Below are 23,715 nucleotides of genomic sequence, written 5' to 3'. Positions count from 1 at the left end.
TTCATGCGGGTCCGGCGCGCGGCCAGGATCCGCCGCCGCGGGAACATCCGCGGCGGCGTCGTGCCGTGCTTACTTCTCGATGTAGACGTCGTCGAACGACTCGTTCAAGCCGATGGCCGTCTTGACCAGGTTCTTCACGTTGGCGCGATACAGCGTGGGGAACTCCATGTCCACCATGAAGCCGTTGGCCACGTCGTTGACCAGGGTCGTCTGGATCTTGCTGTAGAGCTCCTGGCGCTTCGCGGGGTCGACTTCGGAGGCGGCGGCTTCCCACTGCTTGTCGGTCTCGGGGTTGCTGTAGCCCTGCACGTTGGCGAAAGGCGAGCCCTTGACGATGTTCGACGAGATATACAGCCGCTGCACGCCCAGCGCAGGGTCGCCGTACTGGTAGGTGAAGTTGGTCGTCAGGTCGAAGTCCCAGTTGCCGGTGCGGCTGGCCCAGCCGCCCGCATCGGTGGATTCGAGGTTGACCTTGAAGCCAAGCTGTTCGAGCGCCTGCTTGGTGTATTCGCCCAGGCGGTCCCAGGTCGAGCCGTAGGGGAAGCTGAGCTGGCGGATCGTGTAGTCCTCGGGCTTGATGCCCGATTCCTTGATCAGGGCGCGCGCCTTTTTCATGTCGAACGACATGGCCGGCATGTTCTTGTCGTAGAACATCTCGGTGGTAACGAAGGGGCTGGTCGACACCTTGCCCAGGCCGAAGAAAATGTTGTTGACCACCATGTTGCGGTTCATGGCCGCCATGACCGCCTGGCGCACCTTCAGGTTGTCGAACGGCGGCTTGCGCATGTTGAAGATCAGATAGGCCTGCGGCGAGAACATTTCCCAGCCGGCCGTGGTGTATTCCACCTTGGGCAGCGCGCGCAGCCGCTTGATATCGACGTTGTCCACGTCGCCGCCGCGCAGCACGTCCACGCTGCCGCGCTCGAACGCCACGGCGCGCGAGGCCGAGTCGGGAATCACGTTGAATACCAGTTCGTCCAGGTAAGGCATGCCCGGCTTCCAGTATTCGGGATTGCGGGTGAGCTTGATGTATTCGCCGCGCTTCCATTCCTTGAACATGAAAGGCCCCGTGCCGACGGGCTTCTGGTTGGCCGGATTGGTCATGTAGTCGGTGCCCGCGTAGAGGTGCTTGGGCATCATCGGCGCAAAGCCCGGTTCGAACATCAGCATGAAGGCGGGGAACGGCGACTTCAGCTTGATGACTACCGTCTTGGCGTCGGGGGCCTGCACCGAGTCGACAAACTTGTTCAGGATGACGCGGGCGCGCGCATGGGTCTTGGGCAGCATGTCCGCCAGCGAGAACACCACATCTTCGGAAGTGAAGGGCTTGCCGTCATGCCACTTCACGTTGTCCTGCAGATGGAAGGTATAGGTCAGGCCGTCGGCGGAGGCTTCCCAGGATTTGGCCAGGCCGGGCTGCGGCTTGAGGTCGGTGGAGTAGGTCAGCAGGCTTTCGTAGATTTTTCCCGCGACGAACTGCGTCGGGCCCTGCTGGTTGATGGCGGTGACGATCACGGGCGGTTCGGGCTGAACAATCATGTTCAACGTGCCGCCCTTGGTCTGGGCCAAGGCTTGCGTGGCGGGCAGCGCGGCCGCAAGGACCAAGGCGCCGATGCTTAGGGAGAACCATTTTTTCGATTTCACTGCGAGCCTCCGGGCTGGAAAGGGTCTGACAGGCGGCCGCTTGCGCGCGGCGGATGCCGTGCATGAATAAGCAAACCTCGTGCCACCTGTATTTCTCGGGGGTACTGCGGGTGGAGCAGCTGCAACAATGCTTCGTCTAGGTGCTGGGTAAGGCGCCGCGCACCAATGCGGCGAAATCGGCGGTGCATGGGGCGCCCGCCACGCCGCGGATCGTCGGGCCCCGGAAGACTTCGGGCAGGGACGGACAGCGGGGCGGCTACACGGTGATGTCGATCCACGTGGTTTTCAGGTCGCTGTACTTGTCCAGCGCGTGCAGCGACTTGTCCCGCCCGAAACCGGATTGCTTGACTCCGCCGAACGGCACGGTGATGTCGCCGGCGGCATAGGTGTTGACCCAGACCAGGCCCGCGCGCAGACGGCGCGAAAGGCGGTGCGCCCGCCCCAGGTTCGCGGTCCACAGGCCCGCGCCCAGACCGTAGGAGGAATCGTTGGCCAGGGCGATGGCCTCGTCCTCGGTGTGAAAGCGCTGAGCCGCCAGCACGGGGCCGAAGATCTCTTCGCGCACCAGCGCGCTGTTGCCGTCGACGCAGTCGAAGATGGTGGGCTCGATGTAGAAGCCGCCGGAGTCGGCGCGGACCTGGCGGCCGCCGATGCGCAGGCTTGCGCCTTCGCTTGCGCCGGCCTCGATGCGCGCCATGACCGAACGCGTCTGCCGTTCGTCCACCATGGCGCCCAGCGTGGTGTCGGGGTCCAGCGGGTTGCCCGGCTTCATGGCCGCGGCATGCCCGGCCACTTTCTCCATGAACGATTCGTAGATGGAGTCGTGGACGTACAGGCGGGATCCGGCGATGCAGACCTCTCCCTGGTTCGAGAAGATGGCCAGCGCGGCGATCAGCGCGGCGCGGTCCAGGTCGGGGCAGTCTTCGAAGATGATGTGGGGTGATTTGCCGCCGCATTCCAGCCAGACGCGCTTCAGATTGGATTCGCCCGAGTAGCTCATGAAGCGCTTGCCGGTCGCGGTGGACCCGGTGAAGGCCAGGCAGTCCACGTCGGGGTGCATGCCCAGCGCGCGGCCCGCCACGGGGCCGGTGCCCGGCACCACATTGAAGACGCCCGCCGGTATGCCCGCGGCTTGCGCCAGCGCCGCCAGCCGCAGCGCGCTCAACGAGGATTGTTCGGCGGGTTTCAGGATGACGCTGTTGCCTGCGGCCAGCGCGGGCGCCACCTTCCAGGCCGCCATGAGCAGGGGGTAGTTCCAGGGGACGACGGCCGCCACCACGCCCACCGGCTCGCGCGTGACCGTTGCGAGCACGCCAGGGCCGGCGGGCGCGATCTCGTCGTAGATCTTGTCGATGGCCTCGCCGTACCAGGCATAGGTCTGGATGGTTTCGGGCAGGTCGAACGCCAGCGCATCGCGGATGGGCTTGCCCATGTCCAGCGTTTCGATCAGCGCCAATTCCTCGGTGTGCTCGGAGATCAGCTCGGCCAGCCTCAGCATGCGGGCCTTGCGCTCGCGCGGGGCAAGCGCGGACCAGACGCCGCTTTCAAAGGCGCGGCGGGCCGCGGCAACCGCGCGGTCGACATCGGCCTGGCCGCAGGCGGCCACGTCGGCCAGCTTGCGCCCGTCGATCGGGCTGGTCGCGGGGAAGGTGGCGCCGTCCGCCGCGTGGGCGTAGACGCCGTCGATATAGGCCTGGCCCCGCAGGCAAGCGTTTCCGCCTTTTGCTGCCAGTATTCAAGGGTGTGCAATGACATGGCGATGACCTTGGGGAAAGGGCGCTAGCGCGCGTCGTTGGCCCGCGCCACCATGGCGTCGAGCAGTACGTTGCAGCCCGCTTCCAGGTGCTCGGGCCGGGCATCTTCGATTTCGTTGTGGCTGATGCCGTCCTTGCAGGGGACGAAGATCATCGCCGTGGGCGCGACCGCGGCCATGTACACGGCGTCGTGTCCGGCGCCCGTAACGATGTTCATCGCCGGCAGCCCGCGCCTGGCGGCCCCCTTGCGCACCTTGTCCACCAGGTCGGTGTCGAACGGCGTCGGGCGGAAGTACTGCACGTCCTTCACCTCGACCCGCACGTTATGCGCGACCGCGATGTCGTCGCAAACCCGGCGCCACTCCTGGTCCATGCGGGTCAGCGTCGCTTCGTCCTCGTGGCGCAGGTCGGCGGTGAAGCGGACCTGCCCCGGGATGACGTTGCGCGAGCCGGGGTGGGCATGGATCTCGCCCACGGTTCCCCGCCCGTGGGGCTGATGGGAGTTGGCGATGTTGACCACGGCCTGCAGCAGGAAGCTGGCGGCGAACAGGGCGTCGCGGCGGATCGGCATGGGGGTTGGGCCGGCATGCATTTCCATGCCGGTCACCGTGATGTCGTACCAGCGCAGGCCGAGCGAGCCGGTCACCACGCCTATGGTTTTCTCTTCGTGCTCCAGGATCGGGCCCTGCTCGATGTGCGCCTCGAAATAGGCGTCTACCGGCCGGCCGCCCACCGGGTCGGCGCCCGCGTAGCCGATGGACTGGAGCTCGTCGCGCACGCTGATCCCCTGCGCGTCGCGCGCGGAGAGGGCGGTTTCAAGCGGGAATTTACCGGCGAATACGCCCGAGCCCATCATGACGGGCACGAAGCGCGAGCCTTCTTCATTGGTCCAGATGGCCACCTCCAGCGGGGCTTCGGTGTGCACGTCCGCGTCGTTGAGCGTGCGCACGACTTCAAGCCCCGCCAGCACGCCGTAGCAGCCGTCGAACTTCCCGCCCGTGGGCTGGGTGTCGATATGGCTGCCCGTCATGACCGGCGGCAGGTCGTTGTTGCGGCCGGCGCGGCGGGCGAAGATGTTGCCCACCTGGTCCACCCGTACCGTCATGCCGGCGCCGCGCATCCAGCCCGTGACCAGATCGCGGCCCTGGCCGTCCAGCGCGGTCAATGCGAGCCGGCAATTGCCGCCCTTGGGCGTGGCGCCGATCTGCGCCAGGTCCATCAGGGACTGCCACAGCCGGTTGCCGTTGATGGACAGAGGGGGAGTATTCATGGGTCGCCTCGGTGTTCGTTGAAGTCTTCCCGCAGCCGCGCCAGGATGCCGAGCAGGTGCGCATGCATGGCATGGCGGGCACGGATCGGGTCGCGCGCCAGGAGGGCGGTCAAGATGCGTTGGTGTTCGGCATGGGCCGCTGCCCACACCTTGGTGTCGACGAAGTAATCCTGCATCCGGCGGTACACCGAGCTGGATTGGGTCAGGTTCCACAAATGCGTGACCGTGGCCGCGAGCGCCGCATTGCCGCAAGCTGCGGCGATGGCGCTATGAAATTCGCGGTCATGCCGGCCCGGGGAATCGGTCAGGGACATGCCTTCATGCGCCTCCCGGATCGCCGCGAGCTGGGCGGGAGTCGCCTGCTGCGCGGCCATGCCGGCGCATTCGGGCTCTATCATCAAGCGGGCTTCCAGCAGGTCGAACGGGCCTATGTCGTCCTGGCCCTGCGCCGCATTCGCGGCCGAGCCGGATGCCGCCGCCATTACGGCGCCTTCCTTGCTTGCGGCGAACACGCCCGTGCCCACGCGCACCTCGACATAGCCTTCGATCTCAAGCGCGATCAGGGCTTCGCGGATCGACGCGCGGCTGACCTGCAATTGCTCGGCCAGTTCTCTTTCCGAGGGCAGCCGCCGTCCGGGGGGGAAGTCGCCCGCCCTGATCCGGCCGGCTATCTGGTCGGCGATCATGCGATACAGGCGGGTGACGGCAACGGCTTGAAAGGTGCTCATCGGGCGGTTAGCGCGAATTGTGGCCTAGTGGTCAGGCCACAAATATAGGCACCTTGCTGTTGAAATAGAAGGGGAATTCCTCTGATTCAGGGAAAACGATGTGAGGGATTCCACCTCTTTTCGTCTGGTGGTCAGGCCAGTTAGGAAGGATCGGGGCAGACCGCCCGGAGGCGGCCGCGACACTTCTTATTGCGCGTCTTCGTCCGGGTCGGGCGTCTGCGTGAAGGCGCGCACCAGGCGCGCGATGCCGTCCAGCTCATCATGGGCGCCCACGACCCATTCCGGCTTTTCGAAGGGGCTGTCCGACGGGGCTTTGTCCAGGTTTGCCTTCAGGTCGTCGAGCAGCTCCAGCGCCATGTCGGTGGCCTGCGGGCTGCTGCGGGTGGATAGGGCGATGGCGATCGCCAGCGCCTGGCGCAGGGCCAGCAGGCGGCCGTCCAATTCGGTGTCCATGGATATGTCCTTGTTTTGCTTCGTGAATGCAGGCATTTTAAGGGTCGGAATGGGTTGGCGCACGGAGCGTCGCGTCCTTGCTTGCGGGCAGGCGAAGCCGTCCTGGTTTGCGCAAGATCAAGGTGGGCAGGCCGGCGCAGGCGAATAATCCAGGGTATGCAAGCCGCTCTACGCCCACACTCTCCAGAATCGCCGGCGCCCGCCATCGCCGAGCCGTTTTTCCCCCCCCAGTTGCTGGCGCGGCTGGACAAGAATGGGCCGCGATACACCTCGTATCCCACAGCCGATCGATACCACGGCGGCTTTGGCGCACAGGACTACCGGCTGGCGCTGCAGCAGCGGCGCGCGACGAGTCCGGCCGAGCCGCTGTCGCTTTATGTCCATATTCCCTTCTGCGAGTCCGTCTGCTACTACTGCGCCTGTAACAAGGTGGTGACTCGCCATCATGGCCGCGCGGCCCGCTATCTGGACGCCCTGGCGAGCGAGATCGCCCTGCACGTGCAGGAGCTGGGGCAGGGCGTGCCTGTGTCGCAGCTGCATTTTGGCGGCGGCACGCCGACATTCCTGTCCGACGAGGAACTGGCACGCCTCATGGGAGATCTGCGGCGCGCTTTCCGTTTCGAGCCGGATGCCGAGATCTCGATCGAAGTGGACCCGCGCACCGCCACCCCCGAGCGCCTGGCCTACCTGCAACAACTGGGCTTTAACCGCCTGAGCTTTGGCGTCCAGGATTTCGACAAGCGCGTGCAGGTGGCGGTGCATCGCGTGCAGTCCTTCGAGGACGTGTCCGCGCTGATGCAAAGCGCGCGGGCGCTGGGCTACGCGTCAATCAATGTGGACCTGATCTATGGCCTGCCCCTGCAGACCGCGGAGTCCTTTTCCCGCACGATCGCGCAGGTCATCGCGCTGCGGCCCGACCGCATCGCGCTCTACGCCTACGCGCACCTGCCTGAACGGTTCAAGCCCCAGCGGCGCATCAACGAGGCGGATCTGCCCGAGCGCGCCACGCGCGTGGGCCTGCTCAGCGCAGCCATCCAGGGCTTCCTGAAGCAGGGCTACACCTACATCGGCATGGACCATTTCGCGTTGAACAGCGACACGCTGGCGATTGCCAAGCAGCGTGGCGAGCTGCACCGCAATTTCCAGGGCTACAGCACGCAGCCCGATCGCGACCTGGTCGCGCTTGGCGTGTCCGCCATTGGACGCATCGGCAACACCTACAGCCAGAATGCCAAAGTGCTCGACGAGTACTACGCCGCGATCGAGGGCGGGCAATTCGCCGTCGAGCGAGGCCTGGCGTTGAATGCCGACGATCTGCTGCGGCGTGAAGTCATCATGGACATCATGTGCCAGGGACGCGTGGATTTTGCACGGATCGAGGCGCGCCATGGGCTGCGGTTCGAAGACTACTTCAGCCGCGAGCTTGCCCAGATGGAAAGTCTGGCCGAACTGGGCCTGATCGAACTTCGCCCGGGAGCGCTGCAGGTGACCGGCTTGGGCTGGTACTTCGTGCGGGCAGTGGCCATGGCCTTCGACGGCTATCTGCATACCGTAAGCACGGGCGCCAGCTACTCCCGCATTATCTGATTCCTTGCCGGAGGCAGGGCCTCGCCGTCCGGCGTCATGCGCTCACTCGGCGAATTTCTCGCGCAGATACAGCGCCAGCGACAGGTCGTCGGACAGTTGCAGTTTCCGCATGGCGCGGCGCTTGTGCGTGCTGATGGTCTTTTTGCTGCGCACGAGCCGGGCTGCGATCTGCGTCACCGACAGCCCCTGGCTGATGTGGCGCAGTATCTCCACTTCCGAGGCTGTCAGCAGCGCGTGCGGAGCGGGCGGCAGCAGGCTGCGGATCTTGCCCTCGTGCACCGACAGGAACGGGGCCTTGGCGCTGATCACCCCGCGGATCATGTCCGGCAGCAGGATCATGCCCCATTGCTTGGCCAGATATCCGTTCGCGCCCGCGCGGTATGCCGCGTACTGGGTCTCGAGCCGGTTGCCCGCCGAGAAGGTGATGATCGCCATGTTGGGGTAGTAGCGGCGCAGCCTGCGCAGGTAATTGACGCCGTCCCAGGGCTCCAGCGGCAGGTAGAAATCGACTAGCGCGACATCACAGGGCGAATGCGCCAGGTTTTCCAGCAATGCCCGGGCCGAGGTCTCCCGATGCACGAGCTGAAAACCTGGACGGCTTTCCAGATAGGCGCCCACGCCCAGCGTCACGACCGGATGGTCGTCCAGGATGGCGACCCGGATGACCGGGGGCGGGCGCGACAGCAGCAGGTGCCGGTGCGTGCCTGGACTGTCGGCGGGGGCGCCGCCGGTGTCGGGGGGCGTCTTGCTGGCTGGCTCTGAATCTGGCTTCATCGTTGCTCCACAAGCAGGTGAGGGAAAATCGGCGACCGGAGCCGTCGGAGGACGGATCCGCCGCGCATGCCCCGATTAGTCCTAAATTTGCGAGGGCAGATTACGTTTTCGAACGGCTGTGCGGACGTGAAACGACAGAAAATCAGACCGTTGCACCCTTGGCCTATCAGATAAGTGGGGATGGCCCTGCCGGAGGCCTCTGGGATGTCGCGCTTTCGCCACGGAAAGGGCGCAAATGGTGCTACAATCGGCAACGATAAATTCAGCTGCTGCTGTTGCAACTGCGTTTGTTGCAGCTGCTTTTGTTGCATCTTGATCCGCGCCGCCTCGGGCGTGTACCAACAGGCCCAAATACTATGTTTTCCCCGCTGGCACGAACTACGACCCGGAACTTTCGCCCTATGTCGCGTTAGTTTTTCGTGCGTCGGGTTTCACCGTGTCAGGTCAGCGGTAGGACTCAGCAAGACAATCAAATGAACGCGGCTCTCAAGCCGCGTTTTTCGTTTCCGTTTTTCGTTTTTCAGTTCCAAGAACCCCAGGAAGCACTCCCGATGGTACAGATCACATTGCCCGATGGTTCGCAGCGCCAATATCCGGGGCCGGTAACGGTCGCCGAAGTGGCGCAATCGATCGGTACGGGCCTGGCGAAGGCCGCCTTGGGCGGCCGCGTGACGGTCGAAGGCGCGGAATCCCGCCTGGTCGACACCAGCTTCCGCATCGAGGGCGATGCCCGCCTGGCGATCGTGACCGCCAAGGATGCGGACGGCCTGGACCTGATCCGCCACTCCACCGCGCACTTGCTGGCTTATGCCGTCAAGGAGCTGTTCCCGGATGCGCAGGTCACCATCGGTCCGGTGATCGACAACGGCTTCTACTACGATTTCTCGTACAAGCGCCCCTTCACGCCCGAAGATCTGGCCGCCATCGAAAAGAAGATGGCCGAACTGGCCAAGAAGGACGAAGTGGTCACGCGCGAAGAATGGTCGCGCGACGACGCCGTCGAGTTCTTCAAGGGCATCGGCGAAAAGTACAAGGCCGAGATCATTGCCTCGATTCCGTCCAACGAACCGCTCAGCCTGTACCGCGAAGGCGCCTTCATCGACCTGTGCCGCGGCCCGCACGTGCCGTCCACGGGCAAGCTGAAGGTCTTCAAGCTGATGAAGGTGGCGGGCGCCTACTGGCGCGGCGACAGCAAGAACGAGATGCTCCAGCGCATCTACGGCACCGCCTGGGCCACCAAGGAAGAGCAGGAAGCCTACCTGCACATGCTGGAAGAGGCAGAGCGCCGCGACCATCGCAAGATTGGCCGCGACCTGGGCCTGTTCCACTTCCAGGACGAGGCGCCGGGCCTGATTTTCTGGCATCCCAAGGGCTGGGCGCTGTGGCAGCAGGTGGAGCAATACATGCGCTCCGTCTACCGCGACAACGGCTACCAGGAAGTGAAGGCGCCGCAGATCCTCGACATTTCGCTCTGGAAGAAGACCGGCCACTGGGACAACTATCGTGAAAACATGTTCACGACGGAGTCCGAGAACCGCGTCTACGGCCTGAAGCCGATGAACTGCCCGGGCCATGTGCAGATCTTCAACGCCGGCCTGCATTCCTATCGTGAGCTGCCCCTGCGCTATGGCGAATTCGGCCAGTGCCACCGCAACGAACCCTCCGGTTCGCTGCACGGCATGATGCGCGTGCGCGGCTTTACCCAGGACGATGGCCACATTTTCTGTACCGAAGACCAGCTTCAGGACGAATGCGCCGATTTCACGGCGCTGCTGCAGAAGGTCTACCGCGATTTCGGCTTTACCGAAGTCCTGTACAAGGTCGCCACGCGCCCTGAAAAGCGTATCGGCTCGGACGAAGTCTGGGATACGGCCGAAGCCGCCCTGATGGAAAGCCTGCGCCGCACCGGCTGCGAATTCGAGGTTTCGCCGGGCGAGGGCGCTTTTTACGGCCCCAAGGTGGAATACACCCTGAAGGACGCCATCGGCCGCCACTGGCAGTGCGGTACGATCCAGGTGGACTTCTCCATGCCCGTGCGCCTTGGCGCCGAGTACGTGGACCAGAACGACCAGCGTCGTCCGCCTGTCATGCTGCACCGCGCGATCCTCGGGTCGCTGGAGCGGTTTATCGGCATGTTGATCGAAAACCACGCCGGCGCGATGCCTCCCTGGCTCGCTCCGGTGCAGGCTGTCGTATGCTGCATTTCCGAACCTTCGGCCGATTATGCGGCTGAAATCACGCAAAGCCTGAAAAAACAAGGCTTTAGAGTAGAGTCCGATTTGCGCGGTGAAAAAATCACTCGTAAAATTCGGGAGCACAGCCTGCAAAAGGTGCCGTACATTCTTGTCGTCGGCGACAAGGAGAAGCAAAACGGCACCGTAGCCGTACGCGGACTGGGTGGACTGGACCTTGGCGCCATCGCATACGACGAGTTCGTCGCGCGACTGTCCGAGGACGTAGCCACCCGTCGCGACGTCAATCAACCTGATAGCAGTGCTGCTTAACATTTCTAGGAGCTTTCAACATCGCCACTGAAAAAGCCAATCGCATCAACGGTGAAATCCGCGTCCCCGAGGTGCGCCTGATAGGTCTGGAGGGGGAACAGCTCGGCATCGTCAAGATCGCCGACGCATTCCGTCTTTCCGAGCAAAGCGACGTGGATCTGGTGGAAATCGCGCCGAACGCCGAGCCGCCGGTCTGCCGTTTGATGGACTACGGTAAATTCAAGTACCAAGAGCAGAAGCGTCAAGCCGAAGCTCGTTCCAAGCAGAAGGTCATCCAGGTCAAGGAAGTCAAATTCCGTCCGGCCACCGACGAGGGCGACTATCAGGTCAAGCTGCGCAATCTGCGCCGCTTCCTCGAGGAAGGCGACAAGGCCAAGGTGACGTTGCGCTTCCGTGGCCGCGAAATGGCTCACCAGGAACTCGGTATGCGGGTGCTTGAACGTGTGCGCGACGATCTGCTGGAACTTGCCCAGGTCGAAGCCATGCCGAAGCTCGAAGGCCGTCAGATGGTCATGGTGCTGGCGCCGAAGAAGAAGGTTGTGCCTGCGGGCAAGCCTGAATCGGCGGCCTGAGCTCCAGCCGTAGCCTCTCCAGGGAGGCTTAGCCGCTCTTACGACCCGCCGTGTCCGTCTCGTGACCGGCGGGTTCGCTTATTGGGCGGCTCTGCGCTACGATGTCACAAAGCCGCCTTCCCGCGAGGGGAGGCGGCGTCCGTTCAGGGTGTCGCGATGCATGTTTTGTTCGTTTTGGATCCCTTGCCGCTGCTTAAGGCGTACAAGGACAGTTCTGTCGCCATGATGCGCGCGCTGGTGGCGCGCGGCCATACGCTCAGCGTGGCCATGCAGGGCGACCTCTACATCGAGGCCGGCACGGTCAAGGCCGTGACCACGCCGATCGAGCTGGTGGCGGACGCCGACCTGCACGGTCATGAATGGTGGAGCGAGTCCGCCGCCCGGGATCTGCCGCTGGCGGACTTTGGCGCGGTCGTCATGCGCAAGGATCCGCCGTTCGACATGGAATACGTTTATTCCACGCATCTGCTCGAATACGCCGAGGCGCAGGGCGCCCGCGTGTTCAACAGCGGCGCGGCCATCCGCAACCATCCTGAAAAGCTGGCCATCACCGAAATCAGCGAGTTCACCGCGCCCACGCTGGTAACCCGCAACATGGCACGCCTGAGGGCCTTCCACGACACGCACCACGACGTGATCGTCAAGCCGCTGGACGGCATGGGCGGCACCGGCGTGTTCCGCCTGCAGCCCAAGGATCCGAACCTGAACGCCATCCTCGAGACGCTGACGGACAATGGCGCGCGCACCATCATGGCGCAGCGCTATATCCCCGATATCGTCAAGGGCGACAAGCGCATCCTTCTTATCGGCGGCGAGCCGGTGCCGTATTCGCTGGCCCGCATCCCGCTGGCCGGTGAAACGCGCGGCAACCTGGCTGCCGGCGGACGAGGCGTGGCCCAGGAGCTGTCTCCCCGAGACCGCGAGATCGCCGAAGCCGTGGCTCCCAAGCTGGCCGCCCGCGGCCTGCTGCTGGTCGGCCTGGACGTCATTGGCGATTACGTCACCGAAGTCAATGTCACCAGCCCCACCTGTTTCGTGGAAATTGCCGAACAGACCGGTTTCGATGTCGCAGGCATGTTCGTCCAGGCGCTTGAAAAAGCCGTGGCGACCACCGCCGTTGCGGCCTGATCTCTCAGGATCCCTGTCATGACCACGGGTATTGTGATCGTCGTGCATGCGCCCCTGGGCGCGGCAATGCGCGAATGCGCCAGCCACGTCATGGGCAACCTTGACGGCATGCTGGCCGTTCACGATATCCAGCCCGAGGATCTGCCGGACGACCTGGCGCCAGACGTCCTGAAGGACATCCTGGGGCAGGATCACGGCGCCGGCGTGCTGGTGCTGACAGACCTGATCGGCGCCACGCCCGCCAATATCTCAAAGCGCGCCGTCGCGGACGCCCAGGCCCAGGGCATCCAGTGCTGCGTGCTGGCCGGGCTGAACACGCCGATGCTGCTGAGGGCGCTGACCTACCGCAACCTGCCTTTGGCCGAAACGCGCGAGAAGGCCTTGGCCGGAGGGGTGCAGGGCGTCTTGCGTGTAGACTGACGGGCGGGAATTTGCCCTATTATGTCGGCTATTATTTCAAGCCGAAGAGCGGTTCGACGATTTGCTGCGATCAACACTGCGGCGTAGGCCGCGGTCATAATCTTTCCTATGCCTAATACAGACATTGTCATCAGCAATAAACTGGGTTTGCACGCTCGGGCCGCTGCCAAGCTGACGCAGCTTGCGAGCAAGTTTTCCAGCGAGATCTTTATTTCACGAGGCGCGCAGCGCGTGAACGCCAAGAGCATCATGGGAGTCATGATGCTGGCGGCCGGCCTGGGGGTGACGGTCAAGCTGGAAGCCTCGGGCAGCGATGCCGAGCAAGCCCTTTCTGAAATCGAAACACTGTTCGACAGCAAATTCGGTGAGCAGGAATAGAATTTCTTCTGAAGCAGCCGGCCCGAGCGCAGCTCGTGCCGGTTCGTCCGCGACCCTTGCTGACGGTCACAACGGGGCTGGCTCTGCCAGCCCCGTTGTGTGTCTATATGGCAAAGGCGTCGCCAAGGGATATGCAATCGGGCGCGCGGTCGTCATGGGCGCCGCGGCGCTGGAAGTGGCGCACTATCGCATTTCGCCCGAAGACGTGCCTGCGGAAAGCGCCCGGCTGACCGAGGCCCTGGCCTCGGCGCAGCAAGAGCTGCTGCAACTGGCCGACACCTTGCCGGCAGACGCGCCGCGCGAGCTGGGCGCCATGCTGAACGTGCACAGCCTCCTGCTGGGCGATCCGCTGCTTGCCGAACAGACGCTGGCCCTGATCGCCGAGCGCCACTACAACGCCGAATGGGCGCTGACGACGCAGGGCCAGATCCTGGGGCAGCAGTTCGACGCCATGGAGGACGAGTACCTCCGCGAGCGCGGCGCCGACGTGCGCCAGGTCATCGAACGGGTGCTGCACGTCCTGGTGGGCACATCGGCGATCCTGCCCGACATGTCCCACATGGGCGGCGATGATGCCCTGGTGGTCGTGGCCCACGATATCTCGCCGGCCGACATGCTGCGCCTGCGGGGCGGGCGCTTTGCCGCCTTTGTCACCGACCTGGGCGGCCCGACCTCCCATACCGCGATCGTGGCGCGCAGCATGGGCGTGCCCGCGGTGGTCGCCATGGGGAACGTGCGCGAGCTGGTCCGCGACGGCGATATGCTGATCATCGATGGCGCGGCCGGCGCGGTGGTGGTCAATCCGTCCGACCGCATCCTCCAGGAATACCGCCGCCGCCAGACCGTCTACGCCGACGAGCGCGCCGAACTCAGCCTGTTGCGCGACGAACCATCCATTACCCTGGACGGGATCGACATCGTCCTGCATGCCAATATCGAGTTGCCGGACGAGGCCGCGCTGGCGTTGGCGTCGGGCGCGCATGGCATCGGACTCTTCCGCAGCGAGTTCCTGTTCATGGGGCGCGCGGACCTGCCCGGCGAGGAAGAGCAATACGAGGCGTATGCCTCGGTCGTGAAGGTGATGGCCGGCAGGCCTGTCACGATCCGCACGCTGGACATCGGCTCGGACAAGACGCTGGACGGCGAAGCCACGGTGGCCACCAACCCCGCCCTGGGGCAGCGCGCCATCCGTTATTGCCTGGCCCGTCCGGAAATGTTCGCGACGCAGCTGCGGGCCATCCTGCGCGCCTCGGCCCACGGGCCGGTGCGCCTCTTGATTCCGATGATCGCCCACATGCATGAGGTCGTGGCGACCAAGGTGGCCATCGAGGCCGCCCGGCGCGAACTGGACGCCCGGGGCCAGGCCTATGCTCCTCATATGGAAGTGGGCGCGATGGTCGAAGTGCCCGCCATCGCCATTGCGATCGAGCCCTTCGCCCAGGCGCTGGATTTCCTGTCCATCGGCACCAATGACCTGATCCAGTACACCCTGGCAATCGACCGCGGCGACCATGACGTGGCGGCGCTCTACGATCCGCTGCATCCCGCCGTGCTGCGGCTGGTGGCCAACACCATCAACGCGGGCGAGCGGGCAGGCAAGCCCGTCGCGGTTTGCGGTGAAATGGCGGGCGACTCGCGCATGACCCGGCTGCTGTTGGGCCTGGGCCTGACCGAATTCTCCATGCATCCGCAGCAGTTGCTGGACGTGAAGCGCGAAGTGCGCCGGGCGCATTCCAATGCCCTTCGGATCAAGGTCGCGACGGCGCTGAACCGGGCGCTGCCCGTGGACCTGGACGCGCTGGGTCCGGTCTGACTCCCGTCGCGGCATAAAAAAAGAGCCCCATCGAGGGCTCTTTTCTTTTCACGCCTGCCCCGCCGCCCTGAGGCAACGAGGCAGGATCCCGCTGCTTAGCTGTGATAAGCCGATTCGCCGTGGCTCGTGACGTCCAGGCCTTCGCGCTCCTGGTCTTCCGGCACGCGCATGCCGCACAGGGCGTTGGCGATCTTGTAGGCGATCCAGGCCACCACGCCGGACCAGACGATGGTCAGCAGCACGCCTTCGAGCTGGACCCACAGCTGGTGGGCGATCATGCCGGGCTCGGCCAGGCCGGGGCCGCCGAAGACCTGGGCATTGAACACGCCGGTCAGCAGTGCGCCCACGATCCCGCCCACGCCGTGGATGCCAAACACGTCCAGCGCGTCATCGGCGCGCAGCAGGCGCTTCAGGCCGTTCACGCCCCAGACGCAGACCACGCCGGCAATCACGCCGATGATCAGTGCGCCCACGGGGCCGACGAGGCCGGCCGCGGGGGTGATGCCGACCAGGCCGGCGATTGCGCCCGATGCGGCGCCCAGCATCGAGGGCTTGCCCTTGATGGCCCATTCGGTGAACAGCCAGGCCAGCACGGCGCCCGCGGTCGCGATCATCGTGTTGAAGAAGGCCAGGGTGGCGTTCTCGTTGGCGGCCAGCGCCGAGCCTGCGTTGAAGCCGAACCAGCCCACCCACAGCAGGGCGGCGCCCACGAAGGTCATCGGCAGGTTGTGCGGCTGCATCGCTTCGCGGCCATAGCCCACGCGCTTGCCGACCACATAGGCGCCCACCAGGCCAGCCACGCCGGCGTTGATGTGCACCACGGTGCCGCCTGCGAAGTCCAGCGCGCCTTGCGCGTTGAGCAGGCCAGGCGCCGTTTCGGACGCGAACCACACCATGTGCGCAATCGGCACGTAGGCGAACGTGAACCAGATCACCGTGAACACCAGGACCGCGGAGAAGCGGGCGCGTTCGGCGAAGCTGCCGACGACCAGCGCGCAGGTAATGCCGGCGAACGTGGCCTGGAAGGAGGCGAACAGCAGTTCAGTCAGCGTGTTCGACATGGCGAACTTGCCGTCGGCCGGTGTGAACATGCCAGAGAAGAAGGCGCGCGACAGGCCGCCGAAGAAGGCGTTGCCCTCGGTGAACGCGAGGGAATATCCATAGATGAACCAGAGAACCAGGCCCAGCACGAACGTGCACAGCACTTGCAGCAGCACGGACAACACGTTCTTGCTGCGTACCAGGCCGCCATAGAACATCGCCAGACCGGGTACGGCCATCATCAATACAAGCAGGGTAGAGACGAGCAACCAGGAGATATCTGCTTTATCCATTTTCAAACTCCATTGAGTCTTTATTTATTTACAGCGCAGCTTCGCCAGCTTCACCCGTTCTGATACGGATCACTTGTTCCAGGGGCGCGGCGAAGATCTTGCCGTCGCCGATCTTCCCGGTACGGGCGGCTTGTTCGATCGCTTCGATGACCTGATCGACAAGGTGGTCGGGTACTGCGGCTTCGACCCGCAGCTTGGGCAGGAAGTCGACGGCGTATTCGGCGCCGCGATAAAGCTCGGTATGGCCTTTCTGGCGGCCAAATCCTTTTACTTCGGTAACGGTCAGGCCTTGGACGCCGATCGCGGATAGAGCCACCCGCACTTCGTCGAGCTTGAAGGGCTTGATGATGGCGATGATGAGTTTCATGGCATTTCCCTCTCATGGTTGCACGCCCCGTCATTCAAGCAAGTTCCATGCCATGTCGGGCTACACCCGAAAAGCGGGGAGAGCGCGCATCAATCGTGCGTGCAGGCACCATCATGGTGCGGCATGCACCATGCGTCGGCCTCAATTTGGTGCGGGGCGCTGGAAAAGTGAGGGATGCAACGAAACATGTTTCAGGATCTGGATTTGTAGCGAATTGCTGCGGCGTCTGTTGCGGTTTGTACAGGCGGTTGTCCGCGCGAGGGCGCCATTCAATACCGGCCCGCACCGCGCACAGCGTTACGGGCCGGGCCTGTGAGGGCGACAGGCATGGTTTCGTGCGTCCGCGCTCCGCGCGGCAAACGGCTCAAATTGGGGTGGGATCGTGATACCGGGGTTTACACGGATGAGCTTGTTGGCCGGGGTGGGCTCGAGAAGAATCAATATCCGTAACGATGTTGGTAGGGGGTTGCCTTCCGGCAGCCCGGTTTTCTCCTGTGCTTTGATGGGCGGTCACCGCATGCGGCCCGCCCTTTTTTTTGCCGGTCGGCCGCCCCGGGGCAAAAAGGGTCGGTCCGACGCACTACACTTGAGGCATCAAGAACACCGAGAGGCCGCTATGAACAATCGCACGCAATGGATGGAAGACATCCAGAAGAACATCTCCGACCTGATCGCCCGCAGCCCGGCTGCGGATGTGGAACGCAATGTGCGCGCAATGATGACGCAAGCGTTTTCCAAGCTGGATCTGGTCACGCGCGAAGAGTTCGACGTCCAGGCCGATCTGCTTGCCCGAACCCGCGCGCGCGTGGATCAGCTGGCTGCTCAGGTGCAGCAACTGGAATCGCGCTTGTCCGCCCTGGACAAGTAAGCGCCGCCAGCCGCGCCGCGCATCGACAGGATGCCGCGGAGCTGGATGGTTTTGTCACGGCCGCGTCAGCGGCCGTTTGTTTTTTGCCGATACTGGCGGGCCTCGTAATCATTCGGAGACCGCGTTGACGCTTGCCGTTCTAGCCAGCAGGGCCCTCTGCGGCATGCACGCCCATGCGGTTCGCGTCGAGACGCATCTGGGGGCCGGCCTGCCCAGCTTCAATGTGGTCGGCCTGGCCGATACCGAAGTGAGGGAAAGCCGCGAGCGGGTCAGGGCGGCAATCATCAACAGCGGATTCGAGTTTCCGGCCGGCCGCATCACCGTCAATCTTTCGCCCGCCGATATTCCCAAGGAATCGGGCCGGTTCGACCTGCCCATCGCTTTGGGGCTGTTGCTGGCTTCCGGACAGTTGACCGCTTCCGCCGACGGCGTTGCGGGGCAGGCCGCGCCCGATCCCGCGCTGGTTCAACTGGTCCTGGCCGGCGAGCTCTCTTTGACTGGAGCCCTGGTGCCCGTCGCCGCGCCGCTGGTCATCGCGTTGGGCGTTGCCCGGGACGCGCCCGACGCCACGCTGATCCTGCCCGCCGGCAGCGCCGAACAGGCCGCCTGGGTGCCGGGCTTGCGGGTGTTGTCGGCTCGCAGCCTGGCTGATGTCGCCGCCCATGCGGCCGGCGTCTGCCTGTTGCCAAACGCGGTGCCCAGGCCCTGGCCCGAGGCGGCGCCGGTTCCCTGCCTGTCGGACGTGCGGGGGCAGCCCGGCGCGCGGCGGGCCCTGGAAGTGGCGGCGGCGGGCGGCCATAGCCTGCTGATGGTGGGGCCGCCGGGCGCGGGCAAGAGCATGCTTGCCGCCCGCCTGCCGGGCCTGTTGCCGCCGCTGGAGCGCAGCCAGGCGCTGGAGGCCGCGGCGGTGGCGGCGATGGCCGGTGTGCCCGATGGGCTGATGGGCCAGCCGCCGTTCCGGGCGCCGCACCATTCGGCCTCCGTGGCGGCCCTGGTGGGCGGGGGCGGGCGGCCGCGCCCGGGCGAGATCAGCCTGGCGCATCACGGGGTGCTGTTCCTGGATGAATTTCCTGAGTTCAGCCGTCGCACGCTGGAAGCGCTGCGCGAACCGCTGGAGGCGGGCAGGGTGGTCATCTCGCGGGCTTTGCAGACCGTGCAGTTTCCGGCGCGGTTCCAACTGGTCGCCGCCATGAATCCCTGCCCCTGCGGCTGGCGCGGCCATCCCGCGCGCGCCTGCGGCTGCACGCCCGACCAGGTGGCACGCTATGTCGGCAAGGTCTCCGGCCCCTTGCTGGACCGTATTGATCTGCACGTGGCTCTGCCGCCATCCGACCCCGAATGCATGAACGGTCCGCCGGGCGAGGCGTCGGAACCCGTCCGGGCGCGTGTAATGCGCTGCCGTGAACGTCAGCAGGCGCGGCAGGGCAAGCCCAATGCCGGTCTGGCCGGGGCGGAACTGGATCGGTTCTGCGTCATGGATGGCGACGCCCGCTCCCTGCTGCTGCAGGCCATGCGCCGGCTGGCGGGGTCTGCCCGGGCCATGCACCGCGCGCTGCGAGTGGCGCGCACGATCGCCGATCTTGACGGCGAGGACGTGCTTGCCGCCCGGCATGTCGCCCAGGCGGTGCAGTACCGGCGGCCGGGAGTATGATCCCTGGGCTGGGCGCGCCACGGCGTCCTCTTGCCCTTTTCGCGCCTTTCGACTCGACAAAGCGCAGGAAATCACCATATAATCAAAGGCTTTCCCGGATCTGGGCCATTTTTTTGCCTTCCCCGGGAGGAACCATGCGCATGGCGTAGGCAAGTTGGCGATGCCAGCGAGCAGAGCAGCGGCGCAGGGCAGCGGTACCCAAGCAGTATCCCAAAGCAGTACCCCAAGCAGTACCCCAAGCAGTACCCCCAAGAAGTGGCAACAGGTCTACAAGTTTTGCCGCCGCGGAGGCTTTCAGCCGCCACGCGTCAAGCACCTGGCGTCATGTAAATCAACAACGAGTGTTTAAGTTTAGGGAATCATCATGCCCAAGATGAAAACCAAGAAAAGCGCGTCGAAGCGCTTTAAGGTTCGCGGCAGCGGCTCCATCAAGCGTGGTCAGGCGTTTAAGCGTCACATCCTGACCAAGAAGACCACCAAGGCCAAGCGTCAATTGCGCGGCTCCGCGGCGGTTCATGAATCCAACGTGGCCTCCGTCAAGGCCATGATGCCTTTCGCTTGATCTAAGGGAGATCTACTATGCCTCGCGTCAAACGCGGCGTAACTGCCCGCGCACGTCACAAGAAAGTCATTGCCGCCGCCAAGGGTTACCGTGGCCGCCGCGGTAATGTGTTCCGTATTGCCAAGCAAGCAGTCATGCGCGCTGGCCAATACGCCTACCGCGACCGTCGTAACAAGAAGCGCACGTTCCGCGCTCTGTGGATCACGCGTATCAACGCGGCCGTCCGCGAGCATGGCGTCAGCTACAGCGTGTTCATCGCTGGCCTGAAGAAGGCTTCGATCGAACTCGACCGCAAGGTCCTGGCCGATCTGGCCGTGCGCGACAAGGCCGGCTTCGCCGCCATCGTGCAGCAAGCCAAGGCTGCCTTGGCTGCCTGATCGCGCGCTTTAACTCATCGCGCATCGCTGCAAACGGGGCTGTAATAGCCCCGTTTGCGTTTTGAAGGCTGGATTTCATGACTCGATTGGTTGACGACCTGGTATCCCAGGCGCAAGAACGGTTCGCCGCGGCTACGGATGCTGCCGCGCTTGAGAACGCAAAGGCTCGCTTCCTGGGTAAGGAAGGCGCACTGACGGTGCTGCTCAAAGGCCTGGGCAAACTCGATCCCGAGCAGAAGCGCGAAGCGGGCGCCCGGATCAATCAGGCCAAGCAAAAGATCGAAGAGCTCCTGAATGCTCGCCGCGCCGAACTGGCGCAGGCGGAACTGGATGCCCGGCTGGCATCCGAAACCATAGACGTCACCCTGCCGGGCCGCGGTCGCGCGCCGGGGGGCATCCATCCGGTGATCCGGACCTGGGAACGCGTGGAAGAGATCTTCCGTTCCATAGGCTTCGATGTGGCCGACGGCCCCGAAGTGGAAAACGACTGGACCAATTTCACCGCTTTGAACAACCCGCTGGACCATCCGGCGCGTTCCATGCAGGACACGTTCTACGTCGACATGAACGACGCCGACGGCCTGCCGCTGCTGCTGCGCACGCACACCAGCCCCATGCAGGTGCGCTACGCCCGCATGAACAAGCCGCCCATCAAGGTCATCGCGCCCGGGCGCACCTATCGCGTCGACAGCGACGCCACGCACTCGCCCATGTTCCACCAGGTGGAAGGGCTCTGGATCGCCGAGGACATCTCGTTTGCGGACCTGAAGGGCGTGTACACCGATTTCCTGCGTTGCTTCTTTGAAAGCGACGATCTTGTCGTACGTTTCCGTCCGTCTTTCTTCCCGTTCACGGAACCGTCCGCCGAAATCGACATGATGTTCACCTCGGGCCCGAACCGTGGCCGCTGGCTGGAAATCTCCGGCTCCGGTCAGGTGCACCCGCAGGTGGTGCGCAACTTCGGGCTGGATCCCGAGCGCTACATCGGCTTTGCCTTCGGCTCCGGGCTTGAGCGCCTGACCATGTTGCGCTACGGCGTCAACGATCTGCGCCAGTTCTACGAAGGCGATTTGCGCTTCCTGCGCCAGTTCAACGAATAACAGACGGCTGATCATGCAATTTCCCGAATCCTGGCTGCGTACGCTGGTCAACCCCCCGATCGCAACCGACGAACTCGCGCACCGGCTCACCATGGCCGGCCTGGAAGTCGAAGACACCGTGCCCGCCGCACCCGCCTTCACGGGCGTGGTGGTGGGCCATATCGTCGAGATCGCACCGCACCCCGACGCCGATAAGCTGCGTGTCTGCCAAGTGGACGACGGCTCCGGCGTACGCCTGCAGATCGTGTGCGGCGCACCCAACGCCGCCGCCGGCCTGAAGGTGCCGCTGGCCCGCGTGGGCGCGGAACTGCCCGGCGGCATGAAGATCGGCGTGGCCAAGATGCGCGGCGTGCAGTCTTCCGGCATGCTGTGCTCGGCCCGTGAACTGGGCCTGTCGCAAGACCATGGCGGCTTGCTGGAGCTGCCCGCGGACATGGTTCCCGGCCAGTCCATCCGCGAAGCGCTGGATCTGGACGACACGCTGTTCACGCTCAAGCTCACGCCCAACCGCGCTGATTGCCTGTCCATCCTGGGCGTGGCTCGCGAAGTGGCGGCCCTGACGGGCGCGCCGCTGTCGGTGCCCACGGCGGTTGCCGTGCCCGTGACCCTGGACGAACGCCTGCCGGTCAAGATTGAAGCCCCCGAACTGTGCGGCCGTTTCGGCGGTCGCGTGATCCGCGGCGTGAATGCCCGCGCCGCGACGCCAGACTGGATGAAGACCCGCCTGGAGCGCGCCGGCCAGCGCTCGCTGTCGGCGCTGGTGGACATCTCCAACTATGTCATGCTGGAACTGGGCCGCCCGTCGCACGTGTTCGATCTGGACAAGATCGGCGGCGGCATCAGCGTGCGCTGGGCCCATGAAGGCGAGACGCTTGAACTGCTGAACGGCCAGACCGTCACGCTGGACCCGAAGGTCGGCGTGGTCGTCGCGGGCGATCAGGTCGAAAGCCTGGCCGGCATCATGGGTGGTGAAGCCACCTCCGTGACGCTGGACACGCAGAACATCTATCTGGAAGCAGCGTTCTGGTGGCCGCAAGCCATTGCCGGCCGCGCGCGCCGCTACAAGTTCAGCTCGGAAGCCAGCCATCGCTTCGAGCGCGGCGTGGACTACGCCAGCATTCCCGAACACCTTGAATTCATTACGCGCCTGATCGTCGACATCTGCGGCGGCCAGGTGGGTCCCGTGGATGACCAGATCGTCAATCTGCCCCAGCGTCCCGCGGTGCGCATGCGCCTGGCGCGTTGCCATCGCGTGCTGGGCGTGCCGGTCACGCAGGAGCAGGTCGCCAAGATCTTCGGCAGCCTGGGCCTGGAGTTCACGGTCGAAGGCGATGACTTCATCGTCAGCCCGCCGTCGTACCGCTTCGATCTGGAGATCGAAGAAGACCTGATCGAGGAAGTGGCCCGCATCTATGGTTTCGAAAGCATCCCCGACGTGCCGCCGATGGCGCGCGCCAAGATGTTCTCGCAGCCCGAGGTGCAACGCGGCGCGCATGCGCTGCGCCGCCTGACCGCCGCGCAGGACTACCAGGAAGTCGTCAACTACAGCTTCGTCGAAGCCGACTGGGAACGCGACTACGCCGGCAACGACACGCCGGTGCGTCTGGTGAACCCCATCGCCAGCCATCTTTCGGTCATGCGTTCCAGCCTGATCGGCGGCCTGGTGGCCAACATCCGTCACAACGCCAATCGCAAACAATCGCGAGTTCGCCTGTTCGAACTGGGCCGCGTGTTCATGCGCGACGCCTCCGTGCAGGACGGCCCGCTGCAAGTGGCGGGCGTGCGTCAGCCGATGAAGCTGGCGGGCGCGGCCTGGGGGCCGGCTATGGAAGAGCAGTGGGGCGTGCCAACGCGCCAGGTGGACTTCTTTGATGTGAAGATGGATGTCGAGGCGCTGTTTGGCGCCCGCGGCCACCGCCTGCGTTTCGAGGCCGCGGCGCATCCCGCGCTGCATCCTGGCCGCAGCGCGCGCATCGAACTGGACGGCCAGCCGGTAGGCTGGATCGGCGAATTTCATCCTCGCTGGGCGCGACAGGCCGATCTGGCGAACGCGCCAGTCGTCTTCGAACTGGATGTGAACGCGCTGTCGGAAGGCGAGCTGCCGCAGGTGCGCGAACTGTCGCGCCAGCCCGTGGTAGTGCGCGATCTGGCGTTGTGGGTCGATGCCGACGTGTCCACGCAGTCCATGCTGGATACGGTGGCCGTGGCCGTCAAGGCGGATGCGCAACTGGCTGTGGTGCAGGACGCGCGCGTGTTCGACGTGTGGCGTGAGAAGGCCCACGGCAGCGAACCCGTCACCGAGAAAAGCCTTGCTTTCCGTTTCTGGCTACAGGACACTGAAGTCACATTGGACGAAGCTCGTGTGGCGGATTGCCTGGCGCGCATCAAGGATGCTTTGGTCAGTGCGCACGGCGCGCGCCAGCGTGTCTGA

The 23,715-nt window shown here is 64.7% G+C and carries 20 protein-coding genes and 1 pseudogene; 13 read left to right on the top strand and 8 right to left on the bottom strand.

Features of this window, described 5'->3' with window-relative positions:
- Positions 1 to 69: 69 nt before the first annotated feature.
- From HLG70_RS12120 to HLG70_RS12100, 5 genes and pseudogenes are all read right to left on the bottom strand, one after another.
- Positions 70 to 1,644 carry an ABC transporter substrate-binding protein gene (locus tag HLG70_RS12120; RefSeq protein ID WP_171664633.1) on the bottom strand — a complete coding sequence of 525 codons (1,575 nt, stop codon included), beginning with the start codon at positions 1,642 to 1,644 and terminating at the stop codon, positions 70 to 72.
- Between the two features lie 256 nt (positions 1,645 to 1,900).
- Positions 1,901 to 3,399, bottom strand: a pseudogene (locus tag HLG70_RS12115) (aldehyde dehydrogenase).
- A 24-nt stretch (positions 3,400 to 3,423) separates the two neighbouring features.
- On the bottom strand, positions 3,424 to 4,668 hold the full coding sequence (locus tag HLG70_RS12110; RefSeq protein WP_171664632.1) for a Zn-dependent hydrolase: 1,245 nt from the start codon (positions 4,666 to 4,668) through the stop codon (positions 3,424 to 3,426).
- The gene (locus HLG70_RS12105) at positions 4,665 to 5,396 is read right to left on the bottom strand and encodes a FadR/GntR family transcriptional regulator (protein WP_171664631.1); all 732 of its coding nucleotides are present in this window, start codon (positions 5,394 to 5,396) and stop codon (positions 4,665 to 4,667) included. The genes HLG70_RS12110 and HLG70_RS12105 overlap by 4 nt, the downstream gene beginning before the upstream one ends.
- Before the next feature lie 186 nt (positions 5,397 to 5,582).
- Positions 5,583 to 5,849: a hypothetical protein gene (locus tag HLG70_RS12100; RefSeq protein ID WP_171664630.1), complete on the bottom strand. Its 267-nt coding sequence runs from the start codon at positions 5,847 to 5,849 to the stop codon at positions 5,583 to 5,585.
- Between the two features lie 156 nt (positions 5,850 to 6,005).
- On the opposite strand from HLG70_RS12100, the gene hemN reads away from it, so the two are divergent.
- Positions 6,006 to 7,436 carry an oxygen-independent coproporphyrinogen III oxidase gene (hemN, locus tag HLG70_RS12095; RefSeq protein WP_171664629.1) on the top strand — a complete coding sequence of 477 codons (1,431 nt, stop codon included), beginning with the start codon at positions 6,006 to 6,008 and terminating at the stop codon, positions 7,434 to 7,436.
- A gap of 42 nt (positions 7,437 to 7,478) precedes the next feature.
- Here hemN and HLG70_RS12090 read toward each other — a convergent pair whose 3' ends face one another.
- The gene (locus HLG70_RS12090) at positions 7,479 to 8,210 is read right to left on the bottom strand and encodes a response regulator transcription factor (RefSeq protein WP_171664628.1); all 732 of its coding nucleotides are present in this window, start codon (positions 8,208 to 8,210) and stop codon (positions 7,479 to 7,481) included.
- 551 nt (positions 8,211 to 8,761) lie between these two features.
- On the opposite strand from HLG70_RS12090, the gene thrS reads away from it, so the two are divergent.
- The 6 genes from thrS (at position 8,762) to ptsP (ending at position 15,025) form a co-directional block, all read left to right on the top strand.
- Positions 8,762 to 10,714 (top strand): threonine--tRNA ligase, encoded by a 1,953-nt coding sequence (gene thrS / locus HLG70_RS12085; protein WP_171664627.1) that lies wholly within the window; start codon positions 8,762 to 8,764, stop codon positions 10,712 to 10,714.
- Positions 10,715 to 10,734: 20 nt separating this feature from the next.
- Complete coding sequence (gene infC / locus HLG70_RS12080) at positions 10,735 to 11,286, top strand: translation initiation factor IF-3 (RefSeq protein ID WP_171664684.1); 552 nt, start codon at positions 10,735 to 10,737, stop codon at positions 11,284 to 11,286.
- A gap of 156 nt (positions 11,287 to 11,442) precedes the next feature.
- Positions 11,443 to 12,414 (top strand): glutathione synthase, encoded by a 972-nt coding sequence (gene gshB, locus HLG70_RS12075; RefSeq protein WP_171664626.1) that lies wholly within the window; start codon positions 11,443 to 11,445, stop codon positions 12,412 to 12,414.
- 18 nt (positions 12,415 to 12,432) lie between these two features.
- A complete protein-coding gene (locus tag HLG70_RS12070) occupies positions 12,433 to 12,834 on the top strand; it encodes a PTS sugar transporter subunit IIA (protein ID WP_171664625.1) in 402 nt (133 codons plus the stop codon).
- A gap of 108 nt (positions 12,835 to 12,942) precedes the next feature.
- A complete protein-coding gene (locus HLG70_RS12065) occupies positions 12,943 to 13,212 on the top strand; it encodes an HPr family phosphocarrier protein (protein ID WP_006387993.1) in 270 nt (89 codons plus the stop codon).
- Positions 13,148 to 15,025: a phosphoenolpyruvate--protein phosphotransferase gene (gene ptsP / locus HLG70_RS12060; protein ID WP_284143641.1), complete on the top strand. Its 1,878-nt coding sequence runs from the start codon at positions 13,148 to 13,150 to the stop codon at positions 15,023 to 15,025. The genes HLG70_RS12065 and ptsP overlap by 65 nt, the downstream gene beginning before the upstream one ends.
- A 95-nt stretch (positions 15,026 to 15,120) precedes the next feature.
- On the opposite strand, the gene amt is transcribed toward ptsP, so the two are convergent.
- Complete coding sequence (gene amt, locus HLG70_RS12055) at positions 15,121 to 16,359, bottom strand: ammonium transporter (RefSeq protein ID WP_171664623.1); 1,239 nt, start codon at positions 16,357 to 16,359, stop codon at positions 15,121 to 15,123.
- A 28-nt stretch (positions 16,360 to 16,387) separates the two neighbouring features.
- Entirely contained in the window at positions 16,388 to 16,726 is a 339-nt protein-coding gene (locus tag HLG70_RS12050) for a P-II family nitrogen regulator (RefSeq protein WP_171664622.1), read from the bottom strand.
- A 616-nt stretch (positions 16,727 to 17,342) separates the two neighbouring features.
- Between HLG70_RS12050 and HLG70_RS12045 the strand changes: the two genes are divergently transcribed.
- From HLG70_RS12045 to pheT, 6 genes are all read left to right on the top strand, one after another.
- Positions 17,343 to 17,594 carry an accessory factor UbiK family protein gene (locus HLG70_RS12045; RefSeq protein ID WP_054458252.1) on the top strand — a complete coding sequence of 84 codons (252 nt, stop codon included), beginning with the start codon at positions 17,343 to 17,345 and terminating at the stop codon, positions 17,592 to 17,594.
- A gap of 124 nt (positions 17,595 to 17,718) precedes the next feature.
- A complete protein-coding gene (locus HLG70_RS12040; protein WP_171664621.1) occupies positions 17,719 to 19,245 on the top strand; it encodes a YifB family Mg chelatase-like AAA ATPase in 1,527 nt (508 codons plus the stop codon).
- A 364-nt stretch (positions 19,246 to 19,609) separates the two neighbouring features.
- A complete protein-coding gene (rpmI, locus tag HLG70_RS12035) occupies positions 19,610 to 19,807 on the top strand; it encodes a 50S ribosomal protein L35 (RefSeq protein WP_006226956.1) in 198 nt (65 codons plus the stop codon).
- Positions 19,808 to 19,824: 17 nt separating this feature from the next.
- Positions 19,825 to 20,184 carry a 50S ribosomal protein L20 gene (gene rplT / locus HLG70_RS12030; RefSeq protein ID WP_006218741.1) on the top strand — a complete coding sequence of 120 codons (360 nt, stop codon included), beginning with the start codon at positions 19,825 to 19,827 and terminating at the stop codon, positions 20,182 to 20,184.
- Positions 20,185 to 20,261: 77 nt separating this feature from the next.
- The gene (pheS, locus tag HLG70_RS12025) at positions 20,262 to 21,284 is read left to right on the top strand and encodes a phenylalanine--tRNA ligase subunit alpha (RefSeq protein WP_171664620.1); all 1,023 of its coding nucleotides are present in this window, start codon (positions 20,262 to 20,264) and stop codon (positions 21,282 to 21,284) included.
- 13 nt (positions 21,285 to 21,297) lie between these two features.
- Positions 21,298 to 23,715, top strand: a complete 2,418-nt coding sequence (gene pheT / locus HLG70_RS12020) for a phenylalanine--tRNA ligase subunit beta (RefSeq protein WP_171664619.1) — start codon at positions 21,298 to 21,300, stop codon at positions 23,713 to 23,715.

Source organism: Achromobacter deleyi (assembly GCF_013116765.2).
Taxonomy (GTDB): domain Bacteria; phylum Pseudomonadota; class Gammaproteobacteria; order Burkholderiales; family Burkholderiaceae_B; genus Achromobacter; species Achromobacter deleyi_A.
Note: the sequence above shows the minus strand (reverse complement) of the source record. Positions and strands in the feature narration are given on the sequence as shown.

Excerpts from the sequence above, each read along its gene's own strand:
- HLG70_RS12110 (WP_171664632.1), bottom strand. The coding sequence starts at position 4,668 with ATGAATACTCCCCCTCTGTCCATCAACGGCAACCGGCTGTGGCAGTCC.
- HLG70_RS12105 (WP_171664631.1), bottom strand. The coding sequence starts at position 5,396 with ATGAGCACCTTTCAAGCCGTTGCCGTCACCCGCCTGTATCGCATGATC.
- HLG70_RS12100 (WP_171664630.1), bottom strand. The coding sequence starts at position 5,849 with ATGGACACCGAATTGGACGGCCGCCTGCTGGCCCTGCGCCAGGCGCTG.
- hemN (WP_171664629.1), top strand. The coding sequence starts at position 6,006 with ATGCAAGCCGCTCTACGCCCACACTCTCCAGAATCGCCGGCGCCCGCC.
- HLG70_RS12090 (WP_171664628.1), bottom strand. The coding sequence starts at position 8,210 with ATGAAGCCAGATTCAGAGCCAGCCAGCAAGACGCCCCCCGACACCGGC.
- thrS (WP_171664627.1), top strand. The coding sequence starts at position 8,762 with ATGGTACAGATCACATTGCCCGATGGTTCGCAGCGCCAATATCCGGGG.
- gshB (WP_171664626.1), top strand. The coding sequence starts at position 11,443 with ATGCATGTTTTGTTCGTTTTGGATCCCTTGCCGCTGCTTAAGGCGTAC.
- HLG70_RS12070 (WP_171664625.1), top strand. The coding sequence starts at position 12,433 with ATGACCACGGGTATTGTGATCGTCGTGCATGCGCCCCTGGGCGCGGCA.
- HLG70_RS12065 (WP_006387993.1), top strand. The coding sequence starts at position 12,943 with ATGCCTAATACAGACATTGTCATCAGCAATAAACTGGGTTTGCACGCT.
- ptsP (WP_284143641.1), top strand. The coding sequence starts at position 13,148 with ATGCCGAGCAAGCCCTTTCTGAAATCGAAACACTGTTCGACAGCAAAT.
- amt (WP_171664623.1), bottom strand. The coding sequence starts at position 16,359 with ATGGATAAAGCAGATATCTCCTGGTTGCTCGTCTCTACCCTGCTTGTA.
- HLG70_RS12050 (WP_171664622.1), bottom strand. The coding sequence starts at position 16,726 with ATGAAACTCATCATCGCCATCATCAAGCCCTTCAAGCTCGACGAAGTG.
- HLG70_RS12045 (WP_054458252.1), top strand. The coding sequence starts at position 17,343 with ATGAACAATCGCACGCAATGGATGGAAGACATCCAGAAGAACATCTCC.
- rpmI (WP_006226956.1), top strand. The coding sequence starts at position 19,610 with ATGCCCAAGATGAAAACCAAGAAAAGCGCGTCGAAGCGCTTTAAGGTT.
- rplT (WP_006218741.1), top strand. The coding sequence starts at position 19,825 with ATGCCTCGCGTCAAACGCGGCGTAACTGCCCGCGCACGTCACAAGAAA.
- pheS (WP_171664620.1), top strand. The coding sequence starts at position 20,262 with ATGACTCGATTGGTTGACGACCTGGTATCCCAGGCGCAAGAACGGTTC.
- pheT (WP_171664619.1), top strand. The coding sequence starts at position 21,298 with ATGCAATTTCCCGAATCCTGGCTGCGTACGCTGGTCAACCCCCCGATC.